General features: G+C 75.3%; 19 protein-coding genes. 11 read left to right on the top strand and 8 right to left on the bottom strand.

Features of this window, described 5'->3' with window-relative positions:
- Nucleotides 1–211 precede the first annotated feature (211 nt).
- The 10 genes from ahcY to ACIRBY_RS17120 are packed head-to-tail and all read left to right on the top strand — an operon-like array spanning nt 212 to nt 11936.
- Nucleotides 212–1726 carry an adenosylhomocysteinase gene (ahcY, locus tag ACIRBY_RS17075; RefSeq protein WP_403901273.1) on the top strand — a complete coding sequence of 505 codons (1515 nt, stop codon included), beginning with the start codon at nt 212–214 and terminating at the stop codon, nt 1724–1726.
- Between the two features lie 45 nt (nt 1727–1771).
- Entirely contained in the window at nt 1772–2725 is a 954-nt protein-coding gene (locus ACIRBY_RS17080) for a cupin domain-containing protein (protein ID WP_403901275.1), read from the top strand.
- 42 nt (nt 2726–2767) lie between these two features.
- Nucleotides 2768–4039, top strand: a complete 1272-nt coding sequence (locus tag ACIRBY_RS17085) for an aminotransferase class III-fold pyridoxal phosphate-dependent enzyme (protein ID WP_403901277.1) — start codon at nt 2768–2770, stop codon at nt 4037–4039.
- A complete protein-coding gene (locus ACIRBY_RS17090) occupies nt 4036–6258 on the top strand; it encodes a hypothetical protein (RefSeq protein WP_403901279.1) in 2223 nt (740 codons plus the stop codon). The genes ACIRBY_RS17085 and ACIRBY_RS17090 overlap by 4 nt, the downstream gene beginning before the upstream one ends.
- On the top strand, nt 6255–7448 hold the full coding sequence (locus tag ACIRBY_RS17095; protein ID WP_403901281.1) for a M16 family metallopeptidase: 1194 nt from the start codon (nt 6255–6257) through the stop codon (nt 7446–7448). The genes ACIRBY_RS17090 and ACIRBY_RS17095 overlap by 4 nt, the downstream gene beginning before the upstream one ends.
- A complete protein-coding gene (locus tag ACIRBY_RS17100; protein ID WP_403901282.1) occupies nt 7445–8320 on the top strand; it encodes a hypothetical protein in 876 nt (291 codons plus the stop codon). The genes ACIRBY_RS17095 and ACIRBY_RS17100 overlap by 4 nt, the downstream gene beginning before the upstream one ends.
- Nucleotide 8321: 1 nt before the next feature.
- The gene (locus tag ACIRBY_RS17105; protein WP_403901284.1) at nt 8322–9416 is read left to right on the top strand and encodes a nucleotidyltransferase family protein; all 1095 of its coding nucleotides are present in this window, start codon (nt 8322–8324) and stop codon (nt 9414–9416) included.
- The gene (locus ACIRBY_RS17110; RefSeq protein WP_403901285.1) at nt 9413–10366 is read left to right on the top strand and encodes an ABC transporter ATP-binding protein; all 954 of its coding nucleotides are present in this window, start codon (nt 9413–9415) and stop codon (nt 10364–10366) included. The genes ACIRBY_RS17105 and ACIRBY_RS17110 overlap by 4 nt, the downstream gene beginning before the upstream one ends.
- Nucleotides 10363–11130: an ABC transporter permease gene (locus ACIRBY_RS17115; RefSeq protein ID WP_403901287.1), complete on the top strand. Its 768-nt coding sequence runs from the start codon at nt 10363–10365 to the stop codon at nt 11128–11130. The genes ACIRBY_RS17110 and ACIRBY_RS17115 overlap by 4 nt, the downstream gene beginning before the upstream one ends.
- The gene (locus ACIRBY_RS17120) at nt 11127–11936 is read left to right on the top strand and encodes an ABC transporter permease (protein ID WP_403901289.1); all 810 of its coding nucleotides are present in this window, start codon (nt 11127–11129) and stop codon (nt 11934–11936) included. Before ACIRBY_RS17115 ends, ACIRBY_RS17120 begins: the two co-directional genes overlap by 4 nt.
- Here the strand turns inward: ACIRBY_RS17120 and ACIRBY_RS17125 are convergent.
- From ACIRBY_RS17125 to ACIRBY_RS17155, 7 genes are all read right to left on the bottom strand, one after another.
- Entirely contained in the window at nt 11926–14304 is a 2379-nt protein-coding gene (locus tag ACIRBY_RS17125; RefSeq protein WP_403901291.1) for a tetratricopeptide repeat protein, read from the bottom strand. The two genes, ACIRBY_RS17120 and ACIRBY_RS17125, sit on opposite strands and share 11 nt — an antisense overlap.
- A gap of 224 nt (nt 14305–14528) precedes the next feature.
- Nucleotides 14529–14774: a hypothetical protein gene (locus tag ACIRBY_RS17130; RefSeq protein ID WP_403901293.1), complete on the bottom strand. Its 246-nt coding sequence runs from the start codon at nt 14772–14774 to the stop codon at nt 14529–14531.
- 71 nt (nt 14775–14845) lie between these two features.
- Entirely contained in the window at nt 14846–15628 is a 783-nt protein-coding gene (locus ACIRBY_RS17135; RefSeq protein ID WP_403901295.1) for an SDR family NAD(P)-dependent oxidoreductase, read from the bottom strand.
- A 39-nt stretch (nt 15629–15667) separates the two neighbouring features.
- On the bottom strand, nt 15668–16858 hold the full coding sequence (locus ACIRBY_RS17140; protein WP_403901297.1) for an MAB_1171c family putative transporter: 1191 nt from the start codon (nt 16856–16858) through the stop codon (nt 15668–15670).
- Complete coding sequence (locus tag ACIRBY_RS17145) at nt 16848–17300, bottom strand: hypothetical protein (RefSeq protein WP_403901299.1); 453 nt, start codon at nt 17298–17300, stop codon at nt 16848–16850. The genes ACIRBY_RS17140 and ACIRBY_RS17145 overlap by 11 nt, the downstream gene beginning before the upstream one ends.
- Nucleotides 17301–17635: 335 nt before the next feature.
- On the bottom strand, nt 17636–20065 hold the full coding sequence (locus ACIRBY_RS17150) for a Tex family protein (RefSeq protein ID WP_403901631.1): 2430 nt from the start codon (nt 20063–20065) through the stop codon (nt 17636–17638).
- Nucleotides 20066–20162: 97 nt separating this feature from the next.
- Nucleotides 20163–21026, bottom strand: coding sequence for a hypothetical protein (locus ACIRBY_RS17155; protein WP_403901300.1), 864 nt, complete (start codon nt 21024–21026; stop codon nt 20163–20165).
- Nucleotides 21027–21345: 319 nt separating this feature from the next.
- On the opposite strand from ACIRBY_RS17155, the gene ACIRBY_RS17160 reads away from it, so the two are divergent.
- Nucleotides 21346–22833, top strand: a complete 1488-nt coding sequence (locus ACIRBY_RS17160) for a M1 family metallopeptidase (RefSeq protein ID WP_403901633.1) — start codon at nt 21346–21348, stop codon at nt 22831–22833.
- Nucleotides 22834–22869: 36 nt separating this feature from the next.
- Here ACIRBY_RS17160 and ACIRBY_RS17165 read toward each other — a convergent pair whose 3' ends face one another.
- Nucleotides 22870–23760, bottom strand: coding sequence for an oxygenase MpaB family protein (locus ACIRBY_RS17165; protein ID WP_403901302.1), 891 nt, complete (start codon nt 23758–23760; stop codon nt 22870–22872).
- Nucleotides 23761–23881 lie beyond the last annotated feature (121 nt).

Genomic DNA, 23881 nt, shown 5'->3' on the forward strand with positions numbered 1-23881 from the left:
GCGGTGTTCCCTCTGCCCTGAAGCCTTCCCGGTGCGATTCAGGCGGACAAGGGGTTGCCCGTTTCTGGCAACGGGGCAACGAGGGCGCGCATTTCCGCCTCCCGGGCGGGACGGGGTTGCCGGTCCCATCGGGCAACGGGCAACCCCTTGAGCCGTGTTCACCGCGGCGGCCACCCTCCAGGGACGACCACCGAACAGGGGGAGGCCACCCATGACCTCGGCAGCCAGCCGGACCACACAGCCGTCCGCACGGGGGACGGCGGACCCGGTGCCCCGCACCCGCTCCGCCGGGTACCCCGAGGGCCGGGACCTGCGGGTGGCGGACCTGTCCCTGGCCGCGCGGGGACGTACCGAGATCCGCCTGGCCGAGCACGAGATGCCGGCCCTGACGGCGCTGCGCGCACGGTACGCGGGGCAGCAGCCCCTGGCGGGCGCGCGGATCACGGGGACGCTGCACATGACGGTGCAGACGGCGGTGCTGATCGAGACGCTGACCGCCCTGGGCGCGCGGGTCCGCTGGGCCGGCTCGAACGTGCTGTCCACCCAGGACGCCGCGGCGGCGGCCGTGGCGGTGGGGCCCGGCGGCGGGCGGGCGGGGGTCCCGGTGTTCGCCTGGAAGGGGCAGAGCCCGCAGGAGTTCTGGTGGTGCGTCGAGCGGGCGCTGTGCTGGCCCGACGGGCGGGGGCCGAACATGCTGCTCGACGACGCGGCCGGCTCCACCCTGCTCCTGCACCGGGGCGTGGAAGGGGAACGGGCGGGCTCCGCGCCCGCCCCCGATCCGGACGGCGACGAGCTCGAGGAAGCCCTGGCGGGGCTGTTGGCCGCGGTGCGGGCCGAGGAACCGGACCGGTGGAGCCGGATCGCGCGGGGCGTGCGCGGGGTCACCGAGGAGACCACGACCGGGGCGCACCGGCTGCGCCGGCTGGCCGCGTCGGGTGCCCTGCTCTTCCCCGCGATCAGCGTCAACGACTCGGTGACGAAGTCGAAGTTCGACAACATCTACGGCTGCCGGCACTCCCTGATCGACGGGATCAACCGCGCGACGGACGTGCTGATCGGCGGCAAGACCGCGGTGGTCTGCGGTTACGGCGACGTAGGGAAGGGCTGCGCCGCGGCGCTGCGGGGTCAGGGCGCCCGCGTGGTGGTCACCGAGATCGACCCGATCTGCGCGCTCCAGGCCGCCATGGACGGCTACCAGGTCGCCGCGCTGGACTCGGTGGTCGAGGGGGCCGACATCGTGGTGACCACCACGGGCAGCCGGCACGTCGTCACCGCCGGCCACCTGGCCCGGATGAAGCACCAGGCGATCGTCGGGAACATGGGCCACGCCGAGGGCGAGATCGATCTCGTGGGACTGGCGGCCCTGCCCGGGATCCGGCGGCAGACGGTCAAACCGCAGGTGGACGAGTGGACGTTCGCGGACGGGCACACGCTGATCGTGCTGTCCGAGGGGCGGCTGCTGAACCTGGGCAACGCCACCGGGCACCCCAGCTTCGTGATGTCCGGCTCCTTCGCCAACCAGGTGCTCGCACAGCTGGAGCTGTACACCGGGGCGGACGGCTACCCGGTCGGCGTGCACGCGCTGCCCAAGCACCTCGACGAGGAGGTGGCCCGGCTGCACCTCGGGGCCCTGGGCGCGGAGTTGACCACCCTGACCGAGGCGCAGGCCGCCTATCTCGGCGTCCCGGCCGCCGGCCCGTACAAGCCGGACTCCTACCGGTACTGACCCGACGCCATCCGCCCTTCCGACACCCCGGGGACGCACGCACCCATGGATCGAACCGACGACCTGATACGCCTCCTCGGCCTCGCGCCCGCCGCCGACGGCGGCTGGGCGGGAGGGCCGGGCGCACACGACTCCTACGACGGAGCCCCGCTGGAGCGGCGGGTGATGTCCTTCCGCACCCGGCTGCTGGGCGCACGGGCTCCGCGTACCGACTGGCGGCGGGCGGAGGCGGACACCGTCCTCGTACGCCATCCCCCGCACGGGCCGGACACCGTGCTGCTGCTGTGGACCCGGGACGGGGAGGGCCGGCCCGGGGGACGGCCCCTCGGCGGGTTCCCCGCCTCCGGCGAACCGTTCCAGCTGACCGTGCCCGCCGGCCGGTGGTACGCCGTGGAGCTCGCGGCCGGCGCGGCCGGTCTCTGGAGCGAGTCCCTCGTACCCGGCCTGGCCTTCGAGGAGGCCGAGCGGGACACCGCCTGGCCGGAGCTGCCGCAGGTGGCCGTGCCGGCCGCCGCGGACGAACAGCCGCTGGACGAGGCCCTCGGGCTCGAACCGCACATCGAGGGCGGCTACTTCCGCCAGTACTACGAGTCCGCCGGGACGCTGGAGACCGGCCGGGGCACGCGCCCCCTGGCCAACACGATCCACTACCTGCTCGACCGCGACTCGCCGATCGGGTACCTGCACCTCAACAACGCCCACATCACCCACTTCCTGAACGCGGGCGGCCCCCTCCACTACCAGCTGCTCTCCCCCGACGGCGTCGTGCACGAGGTGGTCATGGGCGAGGACGCCGGGGCCGGCCAGGTCCTGGTGTTCACCTGCCCGGGCGGCTGGTGGAAGGCCAGCCGGCTCCCGGAGGGCGTCTCCCACGGGCTGATCAGCGAGATCGTCGCGCCCGGCTTCGACTACCGGGACCAGTCCATCGCCCGGGCCGACGACCTGGCCCGGCGGTTCCCCGGCGCCGTCGAGCGGCTGCGCCCCTGCATCCGCGGCTGACCCGCCGCCGACCCCACCACCGGCCGAGGCCGAGGAGAGCTGATGAAAGACACCGCGCACGAGAGCGCACAGGGGCGGTACGCCGCCTCGCGGAAGCTGCTGGCACGGGCCGAGCGGGTGATCCCCGGCGGCGTGTGGGGGCACAACAAGTTCCCCGCCGTCTACGACCCCGCCGAGTACGCCTGGTTCGCCGAACGCGGGGAGGGCCCCCGGCTGAGGGACGTGGACGGCAACTGGTACGTCGACTACGTCTGCGGCTACGGCACCATGGTCAACGGGTACGCCCGCGCCGAGGTCGACGCGGCCGTACTCGGGCAGTCCCGGCTGGGCGAGTGCCTCAGCCAGGCCACGGCCCGCTCCGTGGAACTGGCCGAGCTGCTCGTGGACACGGTGGACGGGGCCGCCTGGGCGGCCTGGGGCAAGAGCGGCTCGGACGCCACCTGGATCGCCCTGCTCACCGCGCGGGCGCACACCGGGCGCAGCCTGGTGGCCTGTGTGGAGGGCGCCTACCACGGCTCGCACGGCTGGTGCGCGTGGTGCAATCCGGGCGAGGGCCGCCGGCCCTCCGACTCCCACGACGTGGTGACCGTCCCCTGGAACGACGTCGAGGCCCTGGACCGGCTGTTCGCCGAGCGCGGTGCCGAGCTGGCCGCCGTCGTCATCACCCCCTTCCAGCACCCGGTGCCCGGGGCCGCCGCGCTGCCGGACCCGGCGTGGCTGAAGGCCCTGCGCGCGCACTGCGACCGCGCGGGCGCCCTGCTCGTCTCGGACGACGTGCGTGCCGGGTTCCACCTCGACATGCGCGGCTCGCACGCCTGGTTCGGCTACCGGCCGGATCTGGTGGCGTTCTCCAAGGCGCTGGCGAACGGCTGGCCGATCGCCGCCGTGACCGGCACCGAGGCGCTGCGCGAGGCCGCCTCCACCGTCTTCGTGGCCGGGACGTACTGGAACTCGGGATCGGCGATGGCCGGCGCGATCGCCAACCTGCGGCTGCTGAAGGACGACGGCGGCATCGAGCGGATGCACGCCGCGGGCGGGAAGCTGGTGGCGGGCCTGGCCGCGCTCGGCACCCTGCACGGCGTCCCGCTGCGGGTGACCGGTCCGGCCACGATGCCCACCCTCACCGTGGACGGCGACGAGGAGTTCGCGTGGATGCGCCGCTTCAGCGTCCACATGGCCGCCCGGGGGTCGTTCGTGCACCCCATGCACAACTGGTTCGTCTCCGCCGTCCACGACGACGAGGCCGTCGAGGAGACCCTGGAGCACGCGGCGCACGCCGTCGTGCGCACCCAGGAAGAGCTGGCCGGCGCATGAGCACCGTCACGATTACGGGGAAGCTGGACATCGGCCGGCTGGCGGCGGGGCTGGTGGGCGCGGCGGACGGCCTGACGGTGGCCGCGGCCGGTGACGGGCTCACCGAGGTGCGCACCGGCGGGCCGGGGCGCGACCGCGCGCTGACCGTGCCCGACGGACTCGCGTGCGACGCCTCGTGGTGGGCCGCCTCGGTGATCCGCCGCGAGCTGCGACGGGTGCCCGACGCCGACGCCTGCGCCTCCCCCGGTCTGGAGTCCGTGCTGCGCACCGGCCTGTGGCGGCATCCCGATGCGTCCTGCGGCCCGGTCGACGCGGCCGGGGTGGTCCTGTTCAAGCCCGGGATGGCCGTGGGCACCGCGACCCTGCGCGAGCTGGCGCGGCGGCTGGCCGACTGCGGCTACCGCGCGGAGCGGGCGCGCGTCCTGGAGGACGAGGAGATCGTCGGCCGCGGCCTGGCCGGCGACCACTACCTGCCGCACGCCGAACTGGCCCGGCGCGGGACGCTGACCGCCGAGGAGCGGATCGCCTTCCTGCGGGTGTACGACCGGCCCGAGTTCCGCGCCCGGTTCGGCGCCCGGCCGCAGGACCTGCCCGTGGAGTGCGCCTACGGCCTGCTCGCGGGCGGCCGGCTGACGGTGGAGCGGCTGGAGGCGTGGAGCACGGCCTCCGCCGAACTGCGCGGGCTCGACAGCGGGGCGGTGGACGGCCCGAACGAGATCGGCGACTGCCTCTTCGTCAACGTGTACGCGGATCCGGCGCGGCCGGCGGAACCGCCCGTACTCGTGATCAACCCCCACATGCCTGGTGTCCTGGGGCAGTTGGAGGACACCGGACACCGGGCGGTCGCCGTCCTGGTGTCCCCCGCGGGTGCGCTTGCGCTGCCCTGGGCGCGGATGCGCCGCGAGTTCTGCGGGGTCACCGACCCGGCCAGGGCACTGCCCGGCAGCCTGCGCGGGGACGCCCTGGCGGGCCTCTTCCCGCTGAGCGGTCCGGCCGGCGAGCCGGTGCGCCGCACCAACAACGGGGTCCACCTCAGCAACGGGGCGATCGAGGCCCTCCAGGACGCACGCACCTGGTTCGGGCTGCGGCCCGACGGGACCGCCGCCGGGCAGGCGCTCCGGGCGTCCGGGCTGGACCCGGACGCCGTCCTGGCCCGCCCGTTCCTCGAACGCGCCGGGCGGCGCCGGGCGGTGGCCACCCTCACCGACGGGCTCGGCGCCGGGGAGGCGGCCGCCGCGCTGGCCGCCGCCCGGCTCTGCGAGGTGGACGGGTTCCCCGGGAGCGCCGAGAGCGTCCGCCGGGTGGACCTCGCCTGGCGGCTGGCCGGGGAGCTGGGCCGGGAGTCCGGCGCCGTCGCGGTGCTGGCGACGGGTTCGGTGGGCCGCAACCGCGCCTGCCCGGAGTCCGACCTGAACCTCCTGGTCCTCCACCGCACGGGGCCCGGCGCCGCGGGAGGGCCGGGGGCGTCCCGGCGCACCGCGGTGGACGGGGTGGAGGTGTCCGTGGAGTGCCTCTCGCTGGAGGCGGCGGAAGACCTGACGCTCGGGAGCGGCGCGGAGGCCGCCGGCTCGTTCGACGCGGCCTCCCGGCGGCTGGGATCCGCCGCGCGGCTCGGCGGCCTGGTCCTGCTGGACCCCGAGGGGCACGCGCCGCGCCTCGCGGCGCGTGCCGCCGCGCAGCGCGTGCCGGCCGGCCTGCTCACGGAGGCGCTGTCCGCGGTGCGGCGCCGGGTGGAGCCGGGGCGCGGGGCGGCGGACGGCCCCGGCTGGGACGTGCTCCGGAGCGCCTCCTACGAGCTGGCCCGCGTGGTGCTCACCACCGCGCCGACGCGCTTCCACAAGGCCAAGTGGGTTCCGGACGACCTCCGTTCGGCCGGCCGGTCGCAGCTGTGGGACGTGCTGCGGGAGGCGTGGCAGCTGGGCGAGCCGGACGAGAAGGAGGTCCGGGCGGCGCTCGGGAGCGTCGGCGGGCCGGCCGGCGCCGATCAGCGCGCCCTGGCCGACGCCCACGGGCTGCTCGCCGCCGGACGGTTCGCGGACGCCCTGTTCCGCGCCCGCGCCGCGACGGCCGTCCCGGGGCCCGGGCCGCGGACGGGCGGTGCGCCGCCCGCCGCGCTCGCCGAGCGGATCGCCGCGCTGTGCACGGAGGAACTCGACGCGGCCGCACGCCCCGCCCACTCTTCCAGCTCCCCCCTCTCACCCCAAGGAAGCCCCCGATGATCCCCCTCGATCGGATCCCCCTGGTCCACGCCGTCGACGAACGGCTGCGGACCACCAGCATCTGCGTCGGCGTGGCGTACGGTGCCCGCCACGATCCGGCGGGCCGCGGCGGTCTGGCCCACATGCTGGAGCACCTGCTGATGTCGGCGCCGGTGACCGGCGGCACCCCGCTCGTCCAGCACATCGAGAGCCGGGGCGGCAGCGCCAACGCCGAGACCGGCCTCGAACACATGCTGTTCTACGCACAGGTGGACGCCGACGACGCGGACGGGGCCGCCGAGCTGCTGCTGCGCGGGGTCCTCAGCCCCGCACTGGACGAGGCCACCCTGGAGACGGAGCGGTCGGCCGTGCTCCAGGAGCTCGCCGCCGCCGAGGCCGATCCGGCCGACGTGGTCCAGGACGCCTTCCTCGCCACCCTCTTCCCCGGGCACCCGCTGGGCCGCCCCGTCGGCGGGACCACGCGGGAGGTGCGCGCGCTCGACCTCGACGCGGTGGCGCGCGGCCACCGCGAGCAGTTCCTGACCGCCCCGCTCGCGGTGGCCGTGGTGGGCCCGCGGCTGCCGGCCCCGTTCGCCGGGCTCGCCGACGGCCGCCCCGGGGCCGCGTCCCGGGCCGCCGCGCCCGCGACGCCGCCGGGGCCGGTCCGGGCCTGCGCACCGGCCTGGCCCGCGGGGTTCGGCTGGGTGGCCGTCGGCGGGCGCTCCGCCGGGCTGGCCGAACCCGACCGCCACCGGTACGCGGTGCTCGCCAACCTGATGGGCGGCAACGCCTCCTCGGTGCTGTACCGGGAGCTGCGGGTCGCGGCCGGTCTGGCGTACTCCTTCCAGGCCTGGGACCGGGGCTACACCGAATCCGGGGCCTGGCGGGTGCTGATCGGCGTGGACGCCGGCAACGGCCCCCGGGCGGTGGGGATCGTCACCCGCGAACTGGCCCGGCTGGCGGCCGACGGGCCGAACCCCGCCGACCTCGACGCCGCGCGCCGGCACCTGCGGATGAGCCTGGTCCTGGACACCGAGACGCCGATGGAGCACGCCCGGCTGCTGGCGATGCGCGCCCTGACCCGCCCCGTCCCCTGGGACGTGGACCGGGAACTGGAGGATATCGCCGCCGTCTCCGCCGAGGACGTGCGCCGGGCGGCCGCCGAGCTGAGCGCCGGCCTGGTCGCGGTGGTCCGCCCGGAGGCGTCGTGAGCGCCCGGGCGGCGGCCGCGTCCGGCCGCTACCTCGCCGAGGCGGCCGCGGCGGGCCTGCTGCACCGCGTGCGGGGCCTGCGGTACGTGGCGGGAATCCACCACGACCCCCTGCTGGACGAGCGGCGGTTCCTGGTCGAGTACGGCGACGACGAGCTGCTGGCCGACCCGGTGTGGCGGGCCGGCCTCGTCGAACAGGCCCTCGGCGAGGATCCGCAGGCGGTCTCGGTCGTCGTGCGCGCTCCGGCGTCGGTCCTGTTCGACGGTGCCTGGCGGCGTGAGCTGAGCTACCTGTACCACCCGGCGGACGACGCCGGCGTCCCGGCGGCCGGCCCGGACGGCGGCCCCGGGCCGCAGGTCGCCACCGCCGGGCCGGCCGAGGAGGAGGCCGTCGCCGACTGGCTGGTGCGGGCGATGGTGCGGGGCAGCGCCGACCTCGGTGCCGCGGCCGATCCCGAGGTCGCCGGGCAGCTGGCCCGCGCGTGCCTGGCGGCCCCCGGCCGCCACTCGTACGTGGCCCGCCTGGACGGCCGGGCGGTCGGGCACGCCACCTTGCTGTGCCGGGCCGAGGACGAGGTCACCGGCCGGCGGGCCGTGGAGCTCGTCGACATGCTGATCGACCTGCCGGACGGGCCCCGCCGGGAGGCCGCGGCCGCCCTGACGGCGGCCGCGCTCGCCCACGCCCGGCGACTGGAACTGCCCCTGCTGGGGCACGTCGTCCACCCGTCGCCCCGGGCCGGCGGCGCCGACCACGGCGCCCGGGTCGTCGCCTCGCTCGTCGGCCGGGGCTGGGAGGCCGACCACGTCTTCTGGCGCCGCCCGACCGGCTCCGCCGCCGATTCCCCCTCCCGCTTCACGAAGGACGCCGCCTGACATGGACCTGGCCCTGCTCTACGACGTGCTCGACGTTCCGGAGGACTTCGGCCCCGGCCACCTGCTCTTCGCCGCCCGCAGGCAGCACTACACCCTGCCGTACCTGGTCCTCTCCGCCCTGGCCCGCGAAGGCGTCCCGATGAGCGGGGCGGCACGCGGCGAGCTGGACCGCGCACGGCGGCGGGCCGCCCACTACGGGGCGGTGCTCGACCGGGTGGCCGCCGAGGTGCCCGTCCGGCCCCTCAAGGGCCCCTTGCTGGCCCGTGCCTACCCGGAGGACCTGCTCCGCCCGCAGGGCGACCTCGACCTGGTCACCGTCGGTGAGCCCGACCTGTGGCGGGTGGTGCGGCTCCTCGTGGCGGACGGGCCCCGGCACGTGGGCGTGACCGTGCTGGGCTCTCCGCAGCGGCACGTGGTGGTGACCCTGAGCGGGCCGGCCGAGGACCCGCTGCTCGATCCGGAGCTGCGGGTGGAGGTCGCCACCGCCGCGCTGGTCGGCGACCAGGGGGCGGTCCCGATCCGGGCGGCCATGCCCGCCGACGCGCTGGCCTCCAACCTGCTGGCGCTGGCCGAGGAGCGCTTCCAGCGTCCGTTCCACGCCCGTGACGCCATCGACCTCCACCAGCTGGGCCGCTCGGCGGTCCCCTCGACGACGGAGCTGGTCGCGGCGGCGGCCTCGTACCATCTGGCCCCGGAGCTGGCGGAGCTGCTCGCGTACGCCGGGGACAGGGTCCCGCTGGGCTCCCTCGCGCCGCTGGCCGGCCCCGCCCTCGCCGCGGAGGCCGACGCGGAGCGCGCCCGCCGGGCCGCCGTTCCCGCCTCCGCTCCCCCCGCGGGCGGCGCCGGGGCGGCCCTGGCGGCCGGGGTGCCGCTCTACGGCATGCCCCTGCGGCGCACCGCGGAGCAGCTCGCGGCCCGCTCCGGCTGGGAGCGGGCCAGGGTGCACCGCTTCGGCGGGGACGAGGCCCTGCTGCTCACGCCGGTCGGGGACTACCTGCTGGTCACGGGGGAGCTGGTCGGGCAGGAGCGGTACGACGCGGCCCTGCGCGAGCTCGACGGCCCGGGGCCCGGCGACCGCGCCGGAGAAGGCTCGTGACGGCGGTGGTCGCCCGGGCCCTGACCCGCCGGTACCGGGCCCCGAAGGCGGGGAACGAGGTGAGCGCCCTGGACGGGGTGGACCTGACGGTCGAGCGCGGCGAGGTGTACGGCCTGCTGGGGCCCAACGGCGCGGGGAAGACCACCCTGTGCCGGATCCTGTCGACGATCCTGCTGCCCACCTCCGGCACCGCCGAGGTGATGGGCCTGGACGTCGTCCGGGACACGGCCCGGGTCAAGCAGTCCATCGGCATCGTCTTCGGCGGCGACCGCGGCCTCTACGGCCGGCTCACCGTCCGGGAGAACATCCGCTTCTGGGCGGCGCTGTACGGGCTGCACGGCTCCGCCCTGCGCGGGCGCACCGACGCCCTGCTGGAGCGGCTCGGACTCGCGGACCGGGCCGGCGACCGGGTCGACACCCTCTCGCGGGGCATGAAGCAGCGCCTGCACCTGGCCCGCGGACTGGTCGCCGATCCGCGGCTGCTCGTCCTCGACGAACCCACCGTCGGCATGGACCCGGTCGCCGCCCACGACTTCCGCGCGCTGGTCGGCGAGTTGCGGGAGGACGGGCGGACCGTGCTGCTCACCACGCACGACATGGCCGAGGCGGAGGCGGTCTGCGACCGGGTCTCGCTCGTGGACCGGGGCCGGATCGTCGCCACGAAGGCGCCCTCCGAGATCGGCGCGCTGATCTCGCGCCACGAGCGCGTGGAGGCGGGCCCGGTGCCCTCTGGCGCCGCCGAGGCGCTCGGGCGGCTGCCCGGCGTGGTGTCGGTCGAGCCGGCGGACGGCGGCAGGCTGCGGATCGGGACCCGGGACACCGACGCCACGCGAGCGGTGCTGCGGCTGCTGGTCGACGCCGGGGTGACCTCCGTGACCACCGGGCGGCCGGGCCTGGAGGAGGTCTACCTGCACCTGGTCGGGGACCGGGGGATGGCGGTGCACCCGTGAGGCTGTTCGCCACCGCCGTGTGGTTCCAGCTGCGGATGGCCCGCCGCTCCCCGCACACCGTGCAGGTCTGCCTGACGGCCCCGCTGCTGACGGTGGTGCTGCTGGCCGTCAGCGAGAGTTCGGGGCGCGGAGACCTCTCGGGCTACGCGGTCGTCGCCCCGACCCTGATGTCGCTGTGGCTGCTGGCGCTGTACACGGCGGGCGAGCTGATCAGCGAGGAACGGGCCCTGGGCACCCTGGAGGGGCTGGTGGCCGCACCCGCCCGCCTCGGGGTGGTGGTGATGGGCCGGCTGTGCGCGGTCACCGCCGTGGGCCTGTTCGCCTTCGCGGAGTCCTGGCTGACCGCCGGGCTGGTCTTCGGCCGGTGGATGGGGTTCCCGCACCCCCTGACGACGGCGGCCTGTGTGCTGGCCACCGGTCTCGCCACGGCCGGAACGGCCTCCGTCCTCTCGTCGCTGTTCGTGCTGATGCCGTCGGCCCGGATCGTGCAGAACACCCTGAGCTACCCGTTCTACCTGCTGGGCGGGGTGCTGGTCCCGGTGGCCGAGCTGCCGGAGTGGCTGCGGCCCGCGTCCCGGCTGGTGTTCCTGTCCTGGTCCGCCGACCTGCTGCGCGACTCCCTCGGCGCGCCGCCCGTCGGCTCCCCGCTGCTGCGGCTCGCGGCGATCAACGCCCTCGGCGCGGCGGGAGCCGCCCTGGGACTGGTGCTGCTGGGCCGGGTCCTGACCACGGTGCGCCGGCTGGGCACCCTCAACCGGACGTGAGGTCCGCCATGTTCCTCCAACAGCTGCGGATCGTCGGGTACGGCGCGGCCAACGCCTGGGCCGACCTGAGGGCCGTCTACACCTGGAAGACCTGGATCTTCGGCTGGCTCGGCCGGATGCTCGCCCAGGTGACCTTCTTCACCCTCCTCGGGAAGGCCGTGGGCGGACCGTCCGGCGCCGAGTACCTGGTCCTGGGCAACGCCCTGATGACCTGTGTGATCGAGTCACTGTCGGTGGTGGCCTCGTCCGGCTGGGAGCGGGCCGCCGGCACGCTCGGCCTGCTCGCCGCCTCCCCGGCGCGGATCACCTCCGTGTTCGTGGGGCGGAGCCTGCAGTGGCCGGTGAGCGGGACGGGCACCTCCTTGGTGGCGCTGTTCGCGCTGGGGCCGCTGTTCGGCCTGGACTGGGAGCCCGGCCAGGTCCTGCCCGCCGTCGGGCTGGTGGTGCTGACCGCGCTCGGCTCCTACTGCTTCGGGCTGTTCCTGGCCGCGCTGGTGCTGAACGCGAGCGGTCTGCGCAACGTCGTCTCCAATGTCGGCTACCTGCTGATGATGGCGGTCTGCGGCGTGCAGGTACCGGTCGCCTACTGGCCGGCCTGGGTGGGCGTGGTCGCCGAGGCCGTGCCGCTGACCCACACGCTCGCGGCGCTGCGCGCACTGGTGCGCGGGGACGGCGCGGCGGCGGTGGCCGGGCACGCGGCGGCCGGCGCCCTGGTGGGGCTGGGCTGGCTGGCCGCCGCGCACCTGGCGTTCGGCCTCCAGCTGGCGCGCGGCCGCAGGGCGGGAACCATCGAGTTCACTCCCTGAGCGGAACGGCGCCGCCGGACGGCGGGTGCCCTTCGCCGTCCGGCGGGGCCGTCCGGCAGGGCGCCAGCGCGGCGAGGCGGACCAGGAGGTCCCGGGCGCGCGGATCGCCCAGGTGGTCGTAGAGCGCCCAGGCCCTCAGCCAGGCCCGGCGCGCCTGCGGGACCCTGCCCTGCGCGTCGAGGCAGCTGCCGAGCTGGTGCAGGGCGTGGGCGGTGCCCGCGCGCATGCCCGTGCGGCCGTGGAGTTCCAGCGCCCGGCGGTAGCCGTCCTCGGCGGGGGCGTGGTCGCCCCGTTCCCGGTGCGCGGTCCCGATGAGGGTCCAGGTCGACGCCTGCATCCACAGGGACCCGTGTGCCCGGTGCAGTTCGAGGGCCAGGGAGAGCGGGGCGAGCGCCGCTTCCGGGCGCCCCTGGACGAGATGCGCCTCGCCGATCCCGACCAGCGCACTCGCCGCGCCCCAGGTGCTGCCCGTCGCCGTGAACAGTTCCAGGGCCCGGTCCACGTGTCCGGCCGCCTCCGCCACGCGGCCCTGCCGTACGCAGGACATGGCGTACGCGAGCAGCACGGCGCCCTCGCCGACGCGGTCCCCGGCGGCGGCGAACAGTTCGAGGGCGCGCCGGTAGTGGACGTCGGCCGCCCGGTGCTCGCGCAGCCCGGCGCGCGCGCTGGCCAGTACCGCTTCGGCGCAGGCGCCGGCGAGCGGCCCGGTGTCGGCGTCGGCGGCCCGGCGGGCGACGAGGCCGGCGTTCAGCTGGTCGAGGTGGTGGTGGCGCAGGAAGAGGAAGGGCCAGAGGGAGTAGGGGAGCTGCCAGGCCACGGCGCTGCCCGCAGTCCGCGCGGCCCCGGCGCAGGCCAGCAGGTTCACGTGTTCCGTCTCGCACCATTCCAGCGCGTCGGCGGTCGAGCAGAAGCGCAGCGGCTCGCACCGCTCGGGCGGCGGATCGACCGGCGGGCGGTGGCGGCCGTCGCCCAGCAGCTGGTCGCCGGCGGCCTCGGCGGTGTGCAGGTACCAGGCGAACGTCCGCCGGACGGCGTCGGCGCGCGCCTGCGAGGTCTCCTCCGCCTCGACGCGTTCCCCCGCGTACTCGCGGAGCAGGTCGTGCATGCGGTAGCGGCCCGGCTCGACCTCGGCCAGGAGGTGGGCGGCGTGCAGCTCGCCGAGCAGCCGAGAGGCCGTCCCGGTACCTTCCCCCAGCAGTGCGGCGGCGGCGCCGACCCCCGCGACGGCGCCCGGGTGGAGCGCGAGCAGCCTGAAGGCCCGGGCCTGATCGGCCGGGAGCCTGCGGTAGGAGAGGGCGAACACCGGGCGCACGGCCGCACCGGCCTCCCCGGGCAGCGCCAGTGCGTCCAGACGGGTGCCGGCCCGGCCGAGTTCGGCGGCCAGCGCCGGGGCGGCGGCCGGCCCCTGCTCGGCCATGCGCTCGGCGGCGATCTGCAGGGCCAGCGGAAGGTGGGCGCACCGCCGGGCGATGACCGCGAGCACCTCGTCCGCGCCGTCGGACGCGGCGGCCGCGTCCGCCGCGCCCCGCCCGTCCTCGGCGGCGGGGACCGCGCGCCGGCCGAGCTCCCGGCGCAGCAGGAGGACGGCCTCCTCGGTGGCCAGCGGGTCCAGGCTCAGGCGCAGCGCACCGTGCCGCACGCTCAGCGCGGTCAGCCGGATGCGGCTGGTCACCAGGAACAGGCTGCTGCCGGCGGCCGGCAGCAGCGGGGCCACCTGCGCCACCGAGTCGGCGTCGTCGAGCAGCACGACGACCCGGCGCTCGGCCAGGGCGCTGCGCAGCAGTGCCGTGCGCTCGGCGGGGTCCGCGGGAGCCTGCGCGGTCAGGGGACCGAGGGTGCGCAGCAGCCCGGCGGCGATGTCGCCGGCTGCCGCGGGGAGGCCGGCCCGGCCGTGGGCCCGGAGGTCCGCGAAGAGCGCTCCGTCGGGGTAGGAGCGGCTCAGGCTGCGGGCGAGGGAGACGGCGAAGGTGGTCTTGCCGATGCCGCCGATCCCGTCCAGCGCGATGACGGCGGGCCCGCGCTGGCGGGCCAGGAAGGCCTCGCAGCGGGCCAGTTCCCCGTGCCGCCCCCACATCCGGCCGGCGGCGGGGAGCTGTGCCGGCACGGGACGTGCGGGCGGGGCGGGCGCACCGGCGCCTTCCGTGCCGTCGGCGTCCGCCGGCCGCCCGGCCGGTTCCGGCGGGCCGGCCTCTGCCAGCAGCCGGGCCAGCTCGCCGTCCGTGCCCATCGTGTGGTCGCACAGCCGGGCCAGCTCGGGCGACGGCATGCGGGACCCGTTCTCGACGCGGCTGAGGTAGCCCTTGCTGTAGTGGACCCGTTCCGACAGCCGCGCGAGCGACCAGCCGCGCTCCAGGCGCAGGGTCCGCAAACGTTCTCCGACCAACACCCTTGTGCCCCCGCATTGTTCACGGTCGGGCCGGACCCTGCTGCGGGCCGCCCCGGAAGTTCACCCCGCGTCCGCTCGTGGACGTCAGGGGAGGAGCATCGCGTGAATCATGTAGAGCGCAAGTAAATTGCGGCGCGCAGTGGCGAATCCGCGCCACAGGATGGCTCGGAACCGCGGGTGCGCTCCCTTCCTGTCCGCCCCGGCGCCTATCCGCCCTGGCGCCTGTCCGGGTGCCTGGCCGAGCGGCGGTCTCCTCGGGGATCATCCGGGTCCGGGGTCCCCGGGCGGTCGAGGCGGCTGGCCTCGTCGGTGTCCTCGCGCCGGACGGGGCCGAGCTCCGGCCCGGAGCGGGATTCCCGGGGTGCGGGCCGTGCCGCGTGCGGCCTGCGCCGCTGCTGCGGGTCCTCGTCGCCGTGGAGCGGGACGCCTCCGGCGCCGCCTTGCTCGTCCATGACGCAACCTCCTGCGCTGGTTCCCCCTCGCCCGGCTCCTGCCCGCGCGGCGGCCCCGCAAACGGGTCGGCTCAGTCCTGCGGGCCGGCCGGGGCCCTGCGCTCGCGGGCCATCCGGGAGGCCACGAAGGTGCGCGGGAGGTGGCGGGCCGCCAGGGCGTACGCCCGGTACCCGCGGCCGGTGATGCTGAGCGGCCGGCGCAGCGCGAGGTCGCGCAGGGCCTTGGCCACCACCGCCTCCGGCTCCAGCCAGACGGCGTCGCGCAGGGCGCTGACGTCCATCCCGGCGCGTTCCTGGAACTCCGTTCGGGTGAAGCCGGGCACCACCGCCAGGACGCGGACCCCGTACGGCGCCATGTCGACCCGGAGCGACTCGCTGAAGGCGGTGACCCAGGCCTTCGCCGCCCCGTACGTCCCGGTCGGCAGCAGACCGGCGACCGAGGAGACGTTGAGCACCGCGCCCCGGCGGCGCTCCCGCAGGCCCGGCAGCAGGGCGTGGGTGAGGCGGAGCGGGACCTTCACCAGGAGGTCGAGCATCCGCTCCTCGTCCTCGACGGGGCTGTACGGGTAGGGGGCGGGCAGGCCGAAGCCGGCGTTGTTGACCAGGACGTCCACGGGCCGCGCGGTGTCGGCGAGCCGGTCGGCGACGGACCCGCAGCCGGCCGGGTCGAGGAGGTCGGCGGGCAGCACCTCGCAGACGGTCCCGAAGTCCCGGCCGAGCTCCCCGGCCAGGGCCTCCAGGCGGGACTCGTCCCGGGCGACCAGGACCAGGGCGCAGCCCTTCGCGGCGAAGCCCCGGGCGAAGGCGGCGCCCAGCCCGGCGCTGGCCCCGGTGATCAGAACGGTGGTGGTCAAGCGGTTCACTTCCTCGGTGGTGCGGACGGCGCCGGCGGTTCAGGCGGCGCCGGGGGCGAAGGCGGAGGTCTCGGGCGAGGCGTAGGCCTGGGCCACGTCCACCAGGAAGCGGGCCTCGTCGTCCAGGCCGCCGCCCTCCGCGGAGGTCTGCATCGCGGCCGGCAGCTCCAGGGCGGGGGCCTGCGCCGGCTGCCCGGGCAGTCCGGCGAGCTTGGCCCGGCGGGCTTCCTTCAGGACGCAGGCCAGCGCGGCGGCCGTGTGCCGCTGCTCGGGGATGCGGCTGCCGGCGACGTGGCCGCGGGCGAGCTCGGGGACGCCCGGGGCCACGTACTCCCCCAGGATCAGGATCGCGTCGCGGGTCTCGATGACCTTGCGGTAGACGAGCAGGTTGCGCGGCATGGGCGGCCAGAGCAGCTCCAGCACCCGTCCCGCGCGGGGCTGGGAGAGGACCACGTGCGGTACGGCCTGGACCAGGTCCCGCCACAGCGGCCAGAGCCGCCAGGCGGTGGCGGTGTCGGCGAGGGTGAGGCGGAGGGTGAACAGGGTGGGCACGAGGATGGCGGCGGCGCGCAGCAGCCCGTGCAGGTTCATCAGCAGCGGCAGGGCGGGCGCCGCCCAGGTGCTCGCGAACAGGGCCTTGAGGAGGTAGGCGAACCAGAACAGCCAGGCCAGGCCGGTGCCCAGGCCGAACAGCCGCAGCCCGGCGGCCAGTCCCCGGCTCTCGGTGCGGCGGCCGTAGCGCCAGCACACGTACACGCAGATCGTGTTGGCGATCAGGTGGGCGCAGACCAGCACGAGCCAGTACGGCAGGGAGGGCACGGGCGCCCCGGAGGCCGGGATGGTGTGCGTGCCGTGCGCGGGCGCGGCGGCGTCCAGGGCGACGAGGGTGGTGAGCCAGACCAGGGTTCCGGCCCAGGAGGCGCGTTGGAGGCTGCGCCCGCGGGTGGCGGCGGCCACGAAGTAGAGCACGGCGCCCGCCGACAGGACGCCGGTGAGGTTGCGGACGAGGCCGATGGCGTGCGCGTACGAGGCCTCGCGGCGCAGGGCGTAGGCGACGACGTCGGGCAGGTTCAGGGTCATCGCGGCGGCCGCGGTGGCGACGGCGAGCCAGAGCCCGCGCTGCTGCGGCGAGCGCAGCGCGCCGGGGGCCCGCAGCAGCACCGCGAGCCACAGGCAGACAACGCTGGGGACCGCCAGCCGGTCGCCGAGCGCGGCGAGTTCAGCTGCCATCGCGGTGGCCCCGCTCGTACCCCATGGCGGACTCCAGCCGGGCGAGGGCTCCCCGGGGGCCGGGGACGGGCCGGGGGCGGGCGGCCCCCGAGGTGCGGATGCGGATCATGCTCGCGAGCATCTCCGCCTCCTGCTCCTGGCGGGTGGTGTAGTTGGTGCGCCCGAGGACCACGGGGGCGTGGCCGCCGTTCTCCTCGCCCTCCAGGGAGTGGTGGCCGAAGAGGATGTGGCCCAGCTCGTGGAGCACGATGTGCTCGCGGTGCAGCGGGGTGGTGTGGGCCTCGTAGAAGACGTAGTCCACGGTCTCGGTGCCCACCCACAGTCCGCAGACGCCCGACTCGGCGGCCTCGCGGGGCAGGGGGTGGAGCCGGATCGGACGGCCGCGCCGGTCGGCTATGCGGGCGCACAGGGCGTCCAGGGAGAACGGGTGCGTCAGATCCATGTGACCGAGAATCATCTCGCAGCGTCTGCGCAGGCTGAGATTCCGGTAGGGCATGTGTTCCCTCTTCGGACCCTTTCTCGGGCAGCGTCGGTAGGCGTGGGTGGGCATCGGCATAACGTCCTGTGCCTTGAGGCGGCCTCGGGAGTGCGGTCCCGGAGGGGGAAACGCGGAACGCCCGTCCGCGCGAGACGAACGGGCGTTCCACCATGCCTATCGATCACATAAGGGAGTTGGCAAGGACGGCCCCTTTCCGGGGGCCTTATCCGGCCAGAGCTGCCGACCCTGCCGGTCGCGGCGGCCCGGGGGGCGTCCCCCGTCCCCCGTCCCCCGTCCCCCTACCGCTTGCGGCGGTCCTCCTGGCCCCCGGTGAGGCCGGCCCGGCGCAGGGCGTCGGCCATGGCGCTGTTGGCGGGGGCCGGGGCGCCGGGGCGCTGACCCCCGCCGCCCTGGCGCTGGCCGCCACCGCGCTGGCCCTGACCGCGGCCCTCGCCCTGGCCCTGACCGCGGCCCTCGCCCTGGCCGCGCTGCTGCGGGGGACGGCCGCCGCCCCGGCGCTCGTCGCGCTGGCGCGGCGCACCGGCCCCGCGCTCCGCCCCGGCCTCGTCGTCCAGCCGCAGGGTGAGCGAGATCCGCTTGCGCGGGATGTCCACGTCCATGACCTTGACCTTGACGATGTCTCCCGGCTTCACCACGTCCCGGGGGTCCTTGACGAAGGTGTTCGACAGGGCGGACACGTGCGCCAGGCCGTCCTGGTGGACGCCGATGTCGATGAAGGCGCCGAAGGCGGCCACGTTGGTGACGACGCCCTCCAGGACCATCCCGGGGGCCAGGTCGCCGATCTTCTCCACGCCCTCCTTGAAGCTGGCCGTCTTGAAGGCGGGGCGCGGGTCGCGGCCGGGCTTCTCCAGCTCGCGCAGGATGTCGGTGACGGTGGGCAGGCCGAAGGCCTCGGTGACGAACTCGTCGGGGCGCAGGGAGCGCAGGACGGAGGTGTTGCCGATCAGCGCCGCCACCTCGCCGCCCGCCTTCTTGCCCATGGCCCGCACCACCGGGTAGGCCTCGGGGTGCACGGCGGAGCCGTCGAGCGGGTCGTCGCCGCCGCGGATGCGCAGGAAGCCCGCGCACTGCTCGTACGCCTTCGGGCCGAGGCGGGCGACGTCCTTGAGGCCCTTGCGGCTGCGGAAGGGGCCGTTGGCGTCGCGGTGGGCCACGATGTTCTCGGCGAGGGTGCCGCTGATGCCCGAGACCCGCGAGAGCAGCGGCGCGGAGGCGGTGTTGACGTCCACGCCGACGCCGTTGACGCAGTCCTCGACGACCGCGTCGAGGGAGCGGGAGAGCTTCACCTCGGAGAGGTCGTGCTGGTACTGGCCGACGCCGATGGACTTCGGGTCGATCTTGACGAGCTCGGCCAGCGGGTCCTGGAGGCGGCGGGCGATGGAGACCGCGCCGCGCAGCGACACGTCCATGCCGGGCAGTTCCTGCGAGGCGAAGGCGGAGGCCGAGTACACGGAGGCGCCGGCCTCGGAGACCATCACCTTGGTCAGCCCGAGCTCGGGGTGGCGGGCGATGAGGTCGCCGGCGAGCTTGTCCGTCTCGCGGGAGGCCGTGCCGTTGCCGATGGCGACCAGCTCGACGCCGTGCTCCTTCGCCAGGCGGGCGAGGGTGGCGAGGGACTGGTCCCACTTGTTGGCGGGAACGTGCGGGTGGATCACGTCCGTGGCGACGACCTTGCCGGTGGCGTCGACGACGGCGACCTTCACGCCCGTGCGGAAGCCGGGGTCGAGCCCGAGGGTGGCGCGGGTGCCGGCGGGGGCGGCGAGCAGCAGGTCGCGGAGGTTGGCCGCGAAGACCCGTACGGCCTCGTCCTCGGCGGCGGCGCGCAGTCGGGTCCGCAGGTCGATGCCGAGGTGCACCTGGATCTTCGTGCGCCAGGCCCAGCGGACGGTGTCGGCGAGCCACTTGTCACCGGGGCGGGCGCGGTCGGCGATGCCGAAGCGGCGGGCGATCATGCCCTCGTACGTGGAGGGGCCGGGGACCTCCGCGGGCTCCTCGGGCTCCAGGTCCAGGCTGAGCACCTCCTCCTTCTCGCCCCGCAGCATGGCCAGGACGCGGTGGGAGGGCAGGGCCGTGAAGGGCTCGGCGAAGTCGAAGTAGTCGGAGAACTTGGCGCCCGCCTCCTCCTTGCCCTCGCGGACCTTCGCGGCGAGGCGGCCGCGGCCCCACATGCGCTCGCGGAGGTCGCCGATGAGGTCGGCGTCCTCGGCGAACGTCTCGGTGAGGATGGCGCGGGCACCCTCCAGGGCGGCCGCCGGGTCGGCCACCCCCTTGCCGGCGTCGACGAACGCGGCCGCGGCGGCGGCCGGTTCGACGGAGGGATCGGCGAGCAGGCCCTCGGCGAGCGGCTCCAGGCCGGCCTCGCGGGCGATCTGGGCCTTGGTGCGCCGCTTGGGCTTGAACGGGAGGTAGATGTCCTCCAGCCGGGCCTTGGTGTCGGCCGCGTGGATCCGGGCCTCCAGCTCGGCGTCCAGCTTGCCCTGCTCCCATACGGAGTCGAGGATCGCCGCCCGGCGGTCCTCCAGCTCGCGCAGGTAGCGCAGCCGCTCCTCCAGGGTGCGCAGCTGCGCGTCGTCGAGCATCTCGGTCGCTTCCTTGCGGTAGCGCGCGATGAACGGCACGGTGGAGCCGCCGTCGAGCAGCTCGACGGCGGCCTTGACCTGCCGTTCCCGTACGCCGAGCTCCTCGGCGATCCTGCCTTCGATGGACATCGTCGTCACTGCGGTCCCGCCTGCCTTCGTGCCTTCGTGCGTGTGCGTGGAAGGCTGCCAATTGTGGCAGGTGCGGGTGGCGGCGGCGGGGAGCCCCTCAGCCCTTTCCGAAGAGGTCGGGCGGAAAGGCCCCGGCGCCGATGACCCGCTGGACGAGGGCCCCGCCGAGCGCGTGGAGCCGGGCGACGCCCTCCGCGCCGAGGTGCTCGTACGGGGCGGCGTCCAGGCGGTCCGTCTCGGTCTCCAGCCGCTCGCGCAGGGCGTGGCCCGCTTCGGTGAGTTCGCCGTCGGCGTCGAGGACGCCGCGGGCGCGGAGCCGGTCGGCGGCGGCGTCGAGGTCGGACTGCTCCCAGCCGCGGATGCTCTTGACCCACTTCGCGGTCATGCCGCGGCCGGTGGCGGTGTGGCTGACCAGCGCCTCCAGCGGGTCGAGGCCGGTGAGGAGGAGGGCGGCGAGGTGCCCGTCGCCGCGGTGCTCGCGCAGCAGGGTGGTGGCGTGCCACAGCCGCAGGTGCGGCTCCTCGGGGACGGGGAGGTCGGCGTGGGCCGCGTAGAGGGTCCGGCCGTGCCGGGTGCAGGCCTCGGTGGCCCGTATGGCGAGGTCGGCGGCCTCGGCGAGGTCGGGCGAGGCGATGGTCTCGGGGCCGAGGAGGCGCCGCAGGCTCCGGTCGGCGGCGCGCAGGCGCGCGGCGAGGACCTGCTCGGGGGTGGTGGTGTCCCAGACGGCGGGCAGGTGCCGGGTGACGAGGTCGTGGCGGTAGTTGTAGAAGGTGGCGGTGACCGTGCCGGGGCCGACGGCGCCCATGGCCGCGGAGCGGCTGGCGAGGTTGACGGCCACCCGGTGGGTGATGCCGAGGGCGCCGAGCTCCTCGAAGATCTCCGGGGAGAAGTAGCTGGTGGCGTGGAGGGGGTTGACGGCGGTGTGCCAGCAGCGGCGTGCGGCGTAGGGGTCGATGCTCATGACCGCACCCTACCGACTAGCCGGTATGCCGCCTACCCTCCCGGGGGCGGGGGCGCACCGCCGCCCGGGGCGCATTCGCGCCAACCTGGTCCCCGCCCCGCAGGTGCGGGAAAGCCCCAGAACGGACGGCCCCGGCCCCGCGTCCCACGGACGGCGCACCGCACGGGGCCGTGATCGTGACGGCCGAATGGCGATCGTGTGACAGCAGGGGCCATGGACATGACCTGAGCGACCACGGGTGAATACGGTCGAACGACGTACGACGGACGTCGAACCGATCTGCCTCCCCTACCCCTTGGAGCTCTTCGTGTACCGCAAAATGATCGCCCCGAGCGTCCTGGCCGCCTCCCTCCTGCTGGTGATCCCGGCATCGGCGGCCGGCAACCTCCAGGGCGCGCCGGGGATCGGCGACAGCTACTACCCGGAAAGCGGGAACGGCGGGTACGACGTCTCCCACTACGACCTGCGCCTGCAGTACCAGCCGAAGACGGACCTGCTGGAGGGCACGGCCACCCTCCTGACCACCGCCAAGCAGGACCTGTCGCGCTTCAACCTGGACTTCGGCCTCAAGGTGAGCGAGATCCGGGTCAACGGGGCCAAGGCGAAGTTCGCCACCTCCGGCGCGCACGAGCTGGAGGTCACCCCCGCGCAGCCGCTGGCCAAGGGCAAGCAGGCCACCGTCGTCGTCAAGTACGCCGGAAAGCCCTCGGAGTTCAAGGTCGACGGCTGGTCCGCCTGGCAGCGCACCCCGGACGGCGGCATCGCGGCGCAGGAGCCCGACTCGGCGGTCTGGTGGTTCCCGAGCAACGACCACCCGCTCGACAAGGCCACCTTCGACGTGTCGATCAACGTCCCGGACGGCACCCAGGCCATCAGCAACGGCGTGCTCCAGTCGCAGACCTCCCGCCTCGGCTGGACCCGCTACAACTGGCGCTCCAACAAGCCGCAGGCCACCTACCTGGCCACCCTCGCCATCGGCAAGTTCGACATCACCACGGACAAGACGGCGAGCGGCCTGCCGATCCTCAACGCGTACAGCAAGGACCTCGGCGACAACGCGGGCTCGGCGCGCGCGAGCGTCGAGCGGACCGGCGAGGTCGCGGAGTGGCTGGAGTCGGTCTTCGGCCCGTACCCCTTCAACGCGCTGGGCGGATACGTCCCGAACGTGCCCTCCGGCTTCGCGCTGGAGACCCAGACCCGGCCGTTCTACAGCCCGCGCCAGTTCGCGAACGGCGCGAACGTCTCCGTCGTCGTGCACGAGCTGGCCCACCAGTGGTACGGCGACAGCGTGTCCGTGGACAACTGGAAGGACATCTGGGTCAACGAGGGCTTCGCCCGCTACGCCCAGTGGCTGTGGTCGGAGAAGGAGGGCGAGGGCACGGCGCAGGAGCTCGCCCAGTGGACGTACGACAACCGTCCGGCCGAGGACCCGTTCTGGCAGGTCAAGCCGGGGGACCCGGGCGCCGAGAACCAGTTCCACGGGGCCGTCTACGACCGGGGCGCGATCGCGATCCAGGCGCTGCGCAACGAGGTCGGCGACGAGAAGTTCTTCCAGATCCTCAAGGGCTGGCCGACCGAGCGGGCCTACGGCAACGCCAAGGTCGGGGACTTCGTCCGGTACGCGGAGAAGGTCTCGAACAAGCCGCTCGCCCAGCTCTTCGAGACCTGGCTCTACACCCCGGGCAAGCCGTCCTTCGGCGCCCCCGCCGCCAAGGCGGGCGCCCGCTCCCAGGCCCCGGCGAAGCCGGCGGCGGAGCCGAAGTCCTGGAAGAAGATCCAGGCGACGAACACCCTTCACGAGCACTGACCCGCGACGCCGCCCGCCCCGGCGCGCCGGGACCCCTCAGCGGGCCCCGGCGCGCCGGCGCGCCCGGGCGGCACGGGCCTGCGGGAGGTAGCGCAGCCGTTCGGGCAGGAGCGGTACGAGGAGCCGCACGGCGGTACTGAACCGCCGCAGCCGCCGCTCCTGGGCCGGCGTCCACTCCAGGCCGATGGCGGCACGGGCCTCGGGCGGCATGTAGCCGACGGTGACGAAGGCCCGGAAGCGCAGGTAGCCGGAGCACAGGAGCGGCCAGGTGAGCCGCAGCAGCAGCCGCAGCGTCCGGGAGGCCGGCTCGGGGCGGGGCAGGTCCGCGTCGGTGGCGACCAGCTCGCGGGCGACCTTGGTCGGCTCGATCTCCTCGGCGAGCATCCGGTGGTAGTACGGCCAGAACTCCTCGACGGTCTGCGGCATGTCCCGGTCGCGCAGCCCCAGGATCCGGCCCACCTGGAGCCACTCCCGGTACATCTGCCGGTCCTGGGCGGGGGTGGTGCGGCGGAAGAGGTAGCGGCCGGCGTACTGGGCGACGGGGAAGCCGGTGGCGTGCACCCAGGCGTAGCAGGCCGGGTCCAGGGAGTGGTAGCGCCGGCCCCGGGTGTCGGTGCCCTGGATCTCCTTGTGCAGGCGGCGCACCCGGCGTCCCTCCGCGGCGGCCTCCTCCCCGCCGTAGACCCACAGCATCACGGAGCGCAGCGAGCGCTCGCCGCGCCCCCAGGGGTCGGTGCGGAAGACCGAGTACCGGTCGACGCCGGCCCCGACGGCCGGGTGGGCGACCTGCATCGTGAAGGCGGCGGGCAGGGTCAGCAGGGAGCGGATGTCCCCCGCGGTGCTCCACAGCACCCCGCCGGGCGGCGGAGGCTCGGGATCGAGCCGCCTGATGGGGCTTTCGGGGGAGATGTGACCCGTGTGGTTCATGAGGTCAATTATGCGAGCGCGAGAAGTCGCGGGCCGGACAGAAAGTCTTGTCACGGGTGTTACCCCGAAGTAACCGCGGCTGCTTGGATAACGGCGTCGATCTTCCCCCCGCCCCCTCCCC

The organism is Streptomyces sp. NPDC096136 (genome assembly GCF_044763325.1).
In the GTDB taxonomy this organism is placed as follows: domain Bacteria; phylum Actinomycetota; class Actinomycetes; order Streptomycetales; family Streptomycetaceae; genus Streptomyces.

What these genes read in the sequence shown, in the direction of transcription:
- ACIRBY_RS17140 (WP_403901297.1), bottom strand. Translation starts at nt 16,858, where the DNA reads ATGGCAGCTGAACTCGCCGCGCTCGGCGACCGGCTGGCGGTCCCCAGC.
- ACIRBY_RS17165 (WP_403901302.1), bottom strand. Translation starts at nt 23,760, where the DNA reads ATGAACCACACGGGTCACATCTCCCCCGAAAGCCCCATCAGGCGGCTC.
- ACIRBY_RS17080 (WP_403901275.1), top strand. Translation starts at nt 1,772, where the DNA reads ATGGATCGAACCGACGACCTGATACGCCTCCTCGGCCTCGCGCCCGCC.
- ahcY (WP_403901273.1), top strand. Translation starts at nt 212, where the DNA reads ATGACCTCGGCAGCCAGCCGGACCACACAGCCGTCCGCACGGGGGACG.
- ACIRBY_RS17150 (WP_403901631.1), bottom strand. Translation starts at nt 20,065, where the DNA reads ATGTCCATCGAAGGCAGGATCGCCGAGGAGCTCGGCGTACGGGAACGG.
- ACIRBY_RS17095 (WP_403901281.1), top strand. Translation starts at nt 6,255, where the DNA reads ATGATCCCCCTCGATCGGATCCCCCTGGTCCACGCCGTCGACGAACGG.
- ACIRBY_RS17090 (WP_403901279.1), top strand. Translation starts at nt 4,036, where the DNA reads ATGAGCACCGTCACGATTACGGGGAAGCTGGACATCGGCCGGCTGGCG.
- ACIRBY_RS17155 (WP_403901300.1), bottom strand. Translation starts at nt 21,026, where the DNA reads ATGAGCATCGACCCCTACGCCGCACGCCGCTGCTGGCACACCGCCGTC.
- ACIRBY_RS17085 (WP_403901277.1), top strand. Translation starts at nt 2,768, where the DNA reads ATGAAAGACACCGCGCACGAGAGCGCACAGGGGCGGTACGCCGCCTCG.
- ACIRBY_RS17160 (WP_403901633.1), top strand. Translation starts at nt 21,346, where the DNA reads ATGATCGCCCCGAGCGTCCTGGCCGCCTCCCTCCTGCTGGTGATCCCG.
- ACIRBY_RS17130 (WP_403901293.1), bottom strand. Translation starts at nt 14,774, where the DNA reads ATGGACGAGCAAGGCGGCGCCGGAGGCGTCCCGCTCCACGGCGACGAG.
- ACIRBY_RS17105 (WP_403901284.1), top strand. Translation starts at nt 8,322, where the DNA reads ATGGACCTGGCCCTGCTCTACGACGTGCTCGACGTTCCGGAGGACTTC.
- ACIRBY_RS17145 (WP_403901299.1), bottom strand. Translation starts at nt 17,300, where the DNA reads ATGGATCTGACGCACCCGTTCTCCCTGGACGCCCTGTGCGCCCGCATA.